The organism is Escherichia sp. KCJ4928, from assembly GCF_004352695.1.
Classification (GTDB): Bacteria; Pseudomonadota; Gammaproteobacteria; order Enterobacterales; family Enterobacteriaceae; genus ECMA0423.
In genome coordinates this window covers 1-5,098 of the sequence record NZ_SJWV01000233.1, presented here as the reverse complement: position 1 = coordinate 5,098, position 5,098 = coordinate 1, and the positions used below count along the sequence as shown (strand labels likewise).

Below are 5,098 nucleotides of genomic sequence, written 5' to 3'. Positions count from 1 at the left end.
CTGGTGCCGCAGGCGCAGCCACCGGCGAGGTGGTGGGAATGATAGCCACACAGATGTACGGTAAGCCGGTGAGTGAACTGAGCGAGACAGAGAAGCAGACGGTCTCGACACTGGCAACGGTTGCTGCCGGCCTGGCCGGTGGTCTGGTGGGAGACTCGGGGGGGGCAGCGGTAGCCGGCGCACAGTCAGGTAAGACGACTGTTGAGAATAACTATCTGAGCAGTAAGCAGATAGATGCTTGGTCCGCTGAAATGAAGTCCTGTCAGGCGAAAGGCGGTGACTGCGGCGGTATTATCAAAAAGTACGAAGAGTTGAGTACGGCACAGCAAAAGCAACTGATCAGTGACTGTGCAGCCAGCCCGGCAACCTGCCAGCAGAAATACGGTGATGTACTGACTGACAGTCTGGCGGTGAAGCAGGCAATAGATCGTGCTCTGGGTGAAGATATCCCGATCAAAATGGTCTACGATCTGACGGCGACTTTTGCGCAGCAAATGCAGGCTGAAGGGGTTGTCGCGACCAACAAAGTCTCGGAAGCACTCCAAGAAGAATACGGTTTGGATGAAGTTCAGGCGGGAATAGTCGCGAGCGCTGCGGCGTCAGCATTTGGGGGAATTAGTAAGGTTAAAGGGAATTCCCAGCCTAAAATTGAACAAATCCTCAAGCCAGAGAAAAACTGGGAAACTGCTCGAAACAAGGCATTGGATCTTGTAGGTAATTTAGGAGCGGACTCTAAGCCAGTTATCGGACGTTTGGAAGTCAGCGCTGGTAATGGGAAAGTCATAGGGCGGCAATCCAGCGACGGAAAAGTTGGTTGGCGTGTTGATTATGATCCTGAAAAAGGCACACACATCAATATATGGGATTACTCGCAGGGTAAAGGCCCTGGAAAAGCGGTGAAGCAAGTCATACCTTTTGAAGGCAATGAAAAGTCTTTTGAAACAATATTGAAACAGCTAAACAGGTAGAGCAAATGACTTTATTTGATGAGTGTCGGGAAGCACTGAGTGCTGATTTTAATATAGTAGAGGGGCTGGCTCAGCAGGAGGCTCTGGGCATTTTAAATAAGTACCCTCTCGCGAAAGGAAGTGTTACTTGGTCAGAGATCTGGCATTCTGATTATGAGAGTTTTGATGAGCTATTGTGTGCAAACTCTGTAAAAAACGATGACATGTTTGTCTTTGCAGATGATGCAAGTATTCCAGTTTTTAGGTCAAATCTAAGATTAATCGCTGAAAATATCTATGACGTAACAGCTTTATCGCCCAAATTATTCATTTTTAATGATGAAGTGATAATACAACCTTTATTCCCAACTGATATGTTCCGTTTAGGAATCAAGAAATAGTGGGAAAGCTCGCAAATCCCGGCCATTATGCCGGGATTTTTTTGTGCACAGAAAACCCCCAGCTAGGCTGGGGGTTCCGGAAAGCTTTCAGCTTTGAGCCAGTTATTAAAACCCCTTTTGATTTGTTAGTAAGCGTCAACGGAGCACCGTATTGACGCTTATTTATTGGTGAGTACTACGTTCCATGGCAGGAGTTCATCAACTCGGTTGGAAGGCCATTCCGGCAGTACGCTCAGGATATGGCGCAGATACGCTTCCGGATCGATACCGTTCAGACGGCAGGTGCCGATCAGCCCGTACAACAGTGCTCCACGCTCGCCGCCGTGATCGCTGCCAAAGAACATAAAGTTTTTCTTTCCGAGACAGACTGCACGAAGCGCTCTTTCCGCAGCATTATTATCCGCCTCCGCCAGACCGTCATCACTGTAATAACAGAGGGCATCCCACTGATTCAGTACATAGCTGAACGCTTCGCCCAGTCTGGATTTTTTCGACAGCGTACCATTCTTCTCCACCATCCATTCATGCAGCGACGTCAGTAACACTTTGCTTCGCTGCTGCCTGACGGCAAGACGCTCTGACTCCGGTAATCCCCGTATTTCATCCTCGATGGCGTACAGTTCACTGATTCGCTTCAGGGCTTCTTCTGTCGTCGCACTTTTGCTGCTGATGTATACATCGTGGATTTTTCGCCGGGAATGGGCCCAGCACGCAACTTCTGTCAGCGCACCACCTTCACGTTCTGCACTGAACAACCTGTCGTAACCTGTGAACGCATCCGCCTGCAGGATACCCCGGAAGGGGCGGAGGTGTTGCTCCGGGTGTTTCCCCTGCCGGTTCGGCGAGTACGCGAACCAGACCGCTGGAGGAGATGACGAACCCACATTGCGATCATCCCGGACATACGTCCAGATACGCCCTGTTTTCGCCTTTTTCTGACCCGGTGCCAGTACCTTTACCGGTGTGTCATCAGTGTGAACCTTGCGGGTGTTCATTACATAACGGTACAGGGCATCATTCACCGGTGTCATTAACTGGCAGCACGCGTCAACCCAGTTGGAGAGTAAGGCCCGGCTCAGTTCGACACCCTGGCGGGCAAAGATTTCACTCTGACGATACAGTGGCAGATGTTCGCAGTATTTTCCCGTTAACACGCGGGCAAGTAACCGGGGCTCGCGATACCACGCTCTATCGGGCGGGACGGCGCCGGTGCTTCAACAATACAGTCACATTTTGTACAGGCTTTTTTTACCCGTTCTGTGCGGATCACTTTCAGGGCACTGCTCACCAGTTCCAGCTGTTCAGCGCTGACTTCCCCCAGATAATCCAGCTCACCGCCACACTCCGGGCAACAGCTTTCTTCTGGCTCCAGGCGGTGTATTTCACGGGGAAGGTGTGCCGGTAACGGACGACGATGGCGCGACTGTCGCAACTGGCGGGGAACCTGAGGATCGTCTTCCCGCCCACTGTAACGATCGCTGTCCTGTTCACGTTGTTTCAGCAGAGCCTCAGCCAGTTCAACTTCACGACGCAGTTTTTCAGAACGGGTACCGAACAGCATCCGGCGCAGTTTTTCTATCTGAGCCCGCAGATGTTCTATTTCCCGTTCATCTTCTTCGATCTTTTCTTCGGCACGTGTCAGTGCAAAGCGCAGGAAGGCTTCCGTCTCTTCAACCAGACTCAGTTGCTGGTCTTTCTGACGGAGGGCTTCAGCCTGCTCAGAGAGCAACCTTTCCAGCTCTGCGATGCGAATGAGGTATTTCTGACTCATGACCGTTTTTATAATGCGGTCAGGAGTTTTTTACAACATTGTCAGTGAGTTACGGCTGGACTGGCTGACGCCAGTCCAGCTTATCGAGGAGCATTGCCAGTTGCGAGCGGGTAATGGATACCTTGCCGTCACGTACCGCAGGCCAGATAAACTGGCCTTCCTCCAGGCGTTTGGTGAACAGGCACAGACCATCAGCATCAGCCCAAAGAATTTTGACGGTGTCACCCCGTCGGCCACGGAAGATAAACAGGTGACCGGAGAAGGGATTATCATTCAGCACATGTTGTACCTGTTCTCCCAGTCCGTTGAAGGATTTACGCATATCGGTAACGCCGGCAACGAGCCAGATACGGGTACCTGATGGGAGTGAGATCATCTTCCCCTCCCGGTCAGTTCACGGATCAACACCGTGAGCAGCTCTGGCGATGGATTTTCCAGCGTCATGTTACCGTGACGGAATTCCACCTTGCAGGAACTGGCACTGACTCTGGTCTGAGTGGAAGTGGATAAAGACGGCGCAATGGCCGCCACAGGTTCTTTCTGCTCATCCGGCGTTATTTCTACAGGTAATAATTCAACGCCAGTGTCAGAAGAGGTCGTTACCGGAAGACGCCGTGAAACACGCCCTTCGTTCTGCCAGAGCCTGAGCCATTTGAAAATAACATTATCATTGACGCCATTTTCACGTGCAATCTGTGCAACACAAGCTCCAGGTTGTGATGCCAGTTCCACCATACGAAGTTTGAATTCATTCGAATAGTTTTTACGAGGTTCTTTTCGCCAGTCCTGTAATTCCATACTTAGATGTCCGTCTATATCAGATGGGCGTCTAAGTTACCAATTCTCGTCTGATGGCTACATACGGCGGTCAGTTTACGCTTACATTTGTTAAAACGTAAGCGCATCATTTAAACCGTCTTTCGCCTCCCTTTCCTGTTTCCGATACTAATGTCCATTTTCGCAGTAAAAGGACATTTAAGATGAATGCACGAAAGGCGGTACTGGCAGATAATCCGGAATTGATCCTGCGTGTGCTATAGCTGAGATTTGACGAGTCACTGTCGTACCCGCGCATTTCTGCGCAGACTGGTGTCAGCAAAACCGCCATTTTTTCTCTGGTGAGGCGATTTCACCAGGTATTCACTGACTGGCCTCTTTCCGGTGAATATTCCTGCGGGCAACTGGCCCGGGCTCTTTTCCCGGGGCGATACCCTTCAGCCCCGACCGTGACTCAGCCTGTGAAAGCAGAGAAACCCCGCCGGAACCGATTTTCACCGGAGTTTAAATGGAGACTGGTTCAGCAAACTCTTTTACCCGGTGCCTGTGTCGCACAAATAGCTCGAGAGAATGGAATTAACGATAACCTGCTCTTTAACTGGCGGCATCTCTGGCGTAACGGTGGCCTGCAACCGCCCGGCGAACATGAAACATCGCTACTTCCCGTGACGTTAACTCCGGAGCCGGATAATAAAATCCCGGCTCCGGCACAGGAACCAGAGCAGATAAATACACCGTCCGACAGTCTGTGCTGTGAGCTGGTCCTGCCGGCAGGAACTCTCAGGCTGAAAGGTGAACTGACACCGGTGTTATTACAGACACTTATCCGCGAAATGAAAGGGAGCAGCCACTGATGATATCTCTCCCTGCCGGTTCGCGTATCTGGCTGGTTGCCGGTATCACCGACATGCGAAATGGCTTTAACGGCCTGGCCTCAAAAGTTCAGAACGTCCTGAAGGATGACCCGTTTTCCGGACACCTGAGGTGTACTGGCAATAGCGGACACTACCATTTGTTCTTTTTTTAAGCAGCCATCTGATGATATTTTTCCCTGAAGGCTGCCGGGGAGATATTTCCCAGACGAGAGTGACGACGCTGACGATTGTAGAAAATCTCAATGTATTCCCGTATTACTGAGATGGCTTCATCCCGGTTATTAAAACGATAGTGGCTCAGGCTCTCATTTTTCAGCGTTCCCCAGA

5 protein-coding genes and 3 pseudogenes are annotated in these 5,098 nt (G+C 50.9%); 4 read left to right on the top strand and 4 right to left on the bottom strand.

Annotated elements, in window-relative coordinates:
• Together E0D98_RS21175 and E0D98_RS21170 are read left to right on the top strand one after the other, a co-directional pair.
• The coding region (locus E0D98_RS21175) for a VENN motif pre-toxin domain-containing protein (RefSeq protein ID WP_165941044.1) at positions 1 to 968 on the top strand (968 nt) is incomplete at its 5' end.
• Positions 969 to 973: 5 nt separating this feature from the next.
• Complete coding sequence (locus E0D98_RS21170) at positions 974 to 1,348, top strand: hypothetical protein (protein ID WP_000171783.1); 375 nt, start codon at positions 974 to 976, stop codon at positions 1,346 to 1,348.
• Positions 1,349 to 1,506: 158 nt separating this feature from the next.
• Here E0D98_RS21170 and E0D98_RS21165 read toward each other — a convergent pair.
• The 3 genes and pseudogenes from E0D98_RS21165 to E0D98_RS21155 form a co-directional block, all read right to left on the bottom strand.
• Positions 1,507 to 3,119: pseudogene (locus E0D98_RS21165) on the bottom strand (IS66-like element ISEc23 family transposase).
• 30 nt (positions 3,120 to 3,149) lie between these two features.
• A pseudogene (gene tnpB / locus E0D98_RS21160) lies at positions 3,150 to 3,495 on the bottom strand (IS66 family insertion sequence element accessory protein TnpB).
• A complete protein-coding gene (locus E0D98_RS21155; protein WP_000422741.1) occupies positions 3,492 to 3,917 on the bottom strand; it encodes a transposase in 426 nt (141 codons plus the stop codon). The pseudogene tnpB (E0D98_RS21160) and the gene E0D98_RS21155 overlap by 4 nt, the downstream one beginning before the upstream one ends.
• A 242-nt stretch (positions 3,918 to 4,159) precedes the next feature.
• On the opposite strand from E0D98_RS21155, the gene tnpA reads away from it, so the two are divergent.
• Positions 4,160 to 4,750: an IS66-like element accessory protein TnpA gene (tnpA, locus tag E0D98_RS21150; RefSeq protein ID WP_240723748.1), complete on the top strand. Its 591-nt coding sequence runs from the start codon at positions 4,160 to 4,162 to the stop codon at positions 4,748 to 4,750.
• Positions 4,750 to 4,872 (top strand): annotated as a pseudogene (gene tnpB / locus E0D98_RS21145) (IS66 family insertion sequence element accessory protein TnpB); the annotation flags it as partial. The gene tnpA and the pseudogene tnpB (E0D98_RS21145), both read left to right, overlap by 1 nt.
• A 47-nt stretch (positions 4,873 to 4,919) precedes the next feature.
• Here tnpB (E0D98_RS21145) and E0D98_RS21140 read toward each other — a convergent pair.
• The coding region (locus E0D98_RS21140; protein ID WP_032305781.1) for an IS3 family transposase at positions 4,920 to 5,098 on the bottom strand (179 nt) is incomplete at its 5' end.